The sequence below is a fragment of the Mycobacterium sp. genome (assembly GCF_035314665.1).
Taxonomy (GTDB): Bacteria; Actinomycetota; Actinomycetes; order Mycobacteriales; family Mycobacteriaceae; genus Mycobacterium.
In genome coordinates this window covers 1-2659 of the sequence record NZ_DATFZD010000400.1, presented here as the reverse complement: position 1 = coordinate 2659, position 2659 = coordinate 1, and the positions used below count along the sequence as shown (strand labels likewise).

Below are 2659 nucleotides of genomic sequence, written 5' to 3'. Positions count from 1 at the left end.
ATGATCGTGCCGATGCCGGACGGCAATTGGCTTCGCGCATGGACTTTTTGCGCGATCAAGATGTGGTGGTGCTCGGTCTGCCGCGAGGCGGGGTCCCGGTGGCCTTCGAGGTCGCTAAGGCGCTGGGAGCCCCCTCGATGTGCTGCTGGTACGCAAGCTGGGGGTGCCCCTTCACCCGGAGTTAGCCTTCGGCGCCATCGGCGAAGGCGGTGTGCGGGTAATCAATCATTCCGTCGTGCGAGAGGCTCACCTCAGCGACGAGGAAATGACTGCGGTCGAACGCAAGGAGCGAGCCGAGCTGCTACGCCGGTCCGAACGCTTCCGCGCTGACCATGCCCGGAGTTCGCTGAAGGGGCGAACGGCGGTGATCATCGACGACGGCATCGCGACCGGAGCGACCGCGCAGGCTGCCTGCCAGGTGGCCCGAGCCGAGGGGGCCAGCAGGGTGGTGTTGGCGATTCCCATCGGGGCCGGCGACACCGCCAAACAGTTTGCCGAGTACGCGGACGAGGTGGTGTGCCTGGAAACGCCGGTGCCGTATTTCGCCGTTGGTCAGGGTTACCGCAACTTCGGGCAGACCTCAGACGACGAGGTGGTCGCGCTCCTCAAGCGCGCCCGCAGCGGTTTTCGTGCAGTCGCCAGCGCCGGCGCCGACGATCCGCCGCTGCGTGACGAGGAAATCCGGGTGACTGCTGGGCAGGTCTCGGTGGCTGGGCATTTGACCATTCCCGAGCACGCGACGGGGGTCGTCGTGTTCGCGCATGGCAGCGGAAGCAGCAGACACAGCCCGAGCAGCAGACACAGCCCGCGCAATCGATATGTCGCCGAGGTCCTCAACAACGCCGGGTTCGCCACTGTGCTTTTAGACCTGCTGACACCCGATGAAGAACGCAACCGCGCCAACGTCTTCGACATCGCATTGCTCGCCCGCCGATTGGTCGATGTCACGGGTTGGCTGGCCGGCCAACCCGACACCGCGTCATTGCCGGTCGGTTACTTCGGTGCCAGCACCGGTGCGGGCGCGGCCCTGGCTGCGGCCGCACATCCCGGTGTCAAAGTAGCGGCGGTGGTATCCCGCGGCGGGCAGCCTGATCTCGCGCGCGAAGCACTGAGCGACGTGCACGCTCCGACCCTGTTGATAGTGGGTGGACGCGACGAGATGGCCCTTAAGCTCAACCGGCAGGCACAAGCGGCGATCCCTGTCGAGTGCGAGGTTGCCGTGGTCCCCGGCGCCACCCACCTTTTCCAGGAACCGGGCACGCTCGAGCAAGTGGCGGTGCTGGCGCGCGAGATCTAGCTGCCCATGCGTCGTTACCTCGACGTCGAGAACAGCTGGTGAATCGGGTCTCTGTCTCATGATTCGTTGCTACGCTCTCGCAAATCGTCGCCGTAGGGCCAAAGGTCATCGTGGCCGCGGTACACCGTCGCACATCCTTGCGCGGGCCTTGTTCAGTCGTGCAGACCCGTGACCGGCTCGTGAGTGCTGGCTTGAATATCGGTTGATGTCAAAGCGAACAGCTGATTCGCCAAATGGGACAACGCCCGGGCGATCGCAAGTTCGTCGCCGATCTGGGCCACCGGCTCGTCGGCCGGATCGAGTCGCGCGAAACCAACACCGACGAACTTCTTGTCTGCCCAGGACAGGCGCGCCTTTGCCCGGGTGCGCTTTTCATGCCCTTCGATCAGCACGTCGATTTGGCAAGTCTTGGTGCCGTCATCGTTGCCCGCCATCTGAGCCTCCTTGTCTTGTCAGCTGATTTGCCCGGACGAGCCGATAGTTGTGTTTTGCCGACGCTTTAGATGCGACCATCACCGGACAGGCGCGGAGTAGGGGCGGAAGTCCCGAGTCGCGAGGTCGTTCGTCTGCTGTACCGCGAGCCCAGGTTCGTCAGGTGTAATGGCGGGCAGGTTGGCGTGCATGAGCACGACCTGATTCGGCTGAAATGACTTCATCGTGCGGGCAACGTCAACGGTGAGCGCGATCCGGTTGCCCCCCGCGCAGGCAGGTGAGGACGCCTGCCGGTGCCGGGGCCGGACCCAGCGGGATGTTGCAACGGATGGAGGATGCGCTGACCAGCAGTGTGAACTCATGGTGGTCCCGGGGCGCGACGCACCTTTTCGAGGAACCGGACACGCTCGAAACACCATGGGGCTACACCACATATGGGATACGCCCGGATGAGATTCAAGCAGGAACACCGCGCCAGATGCGAGATGTGCTAATGGGCGTCTACGCAGTGACTGGATCGGCATCAGGCATAGGGCACAAGGTCGCGCAGAAGCTCTGCGACGCCGACCACACCGTGATCGGGGTGGACATCAAGTGGGCAGACATTGTCGTCGATTTGTCGACCACGGTGACTGTGCCAATGCATCGAGTGTCGCATTACCTCATGCGGTTCAGGACACTTCTCTGCGTCAGGGCCAACTATCGCCTCAAACCGACGGGTCCGCCGTTCGCCTTCTTCCGATCGAGGCCGAAAGTCATCGCTCACGTCCGAACGGGGCGCGAGCAGACCTAGTCGCCATCGTCGATGATGTGAATAGCGGCCTCTTCGGCAGACGCTGCTCCCCCGCTGATACCGACGTCCTCGGCCACCAGCTCTGCCTCCGTGTCTTCGCCAAACCCTCTGTCCGGAGCGACAAGTCGACCCGCTCG

At 63.8% G+C, this 2659-nt stretch carries 2 protein-coding genes and 2 pseudogenes; 2 read left to right on the top strand and 2 right to left on the bottom strand.

Annotation, left to right across the window (positions count from 1 at the left end; genetic code table 11):
• A pseudogene (locus VKI00_RS28605) lies at nt 1–1297 on the top strand (phosphoribosyltransferase family protein); the annotation flags it as partial.
• A 152-nt stretch (nt 1298–1449) separates the two neighbouring features.
• Here VKI00_RS28605 and VKI00_RS28600 read toward each other — a convergent pair.
• A complete protein-coding gene (locus tag VKI00_RS28600) occupies nt 1450–1731 on the bottom strand; it encodes a DUF1876 domain-containing protein (RefSeq protein WP_324444228.1) in 282 nt (93 codons plus the stop codon).
• 491 nt (nt 1732–2222) lie between these two features.
• Between VKI00_RS28600 and VKI00_RS28595 the strand changes: the two are divergent.
• Nucleotides 2223–2354 (top strand): annotated as a pseudogene (locus VKI00_RS28595) (NAD-dependent epimerase); the annotation flags it as partial.
• A gap of 164 nt (nt 2355–2518) precedes the next feature.
• Here VKI00_RS28595 and VKI00_RS28590 read toward each other — a convergent pair.
• The coding region (locus VKI00_RS28590; protein WP_324444230.1) for a DUF5709 domain-containing protein at nt 2519–2659 on the bottom strand (141 nt) is incomplete at its 5' end.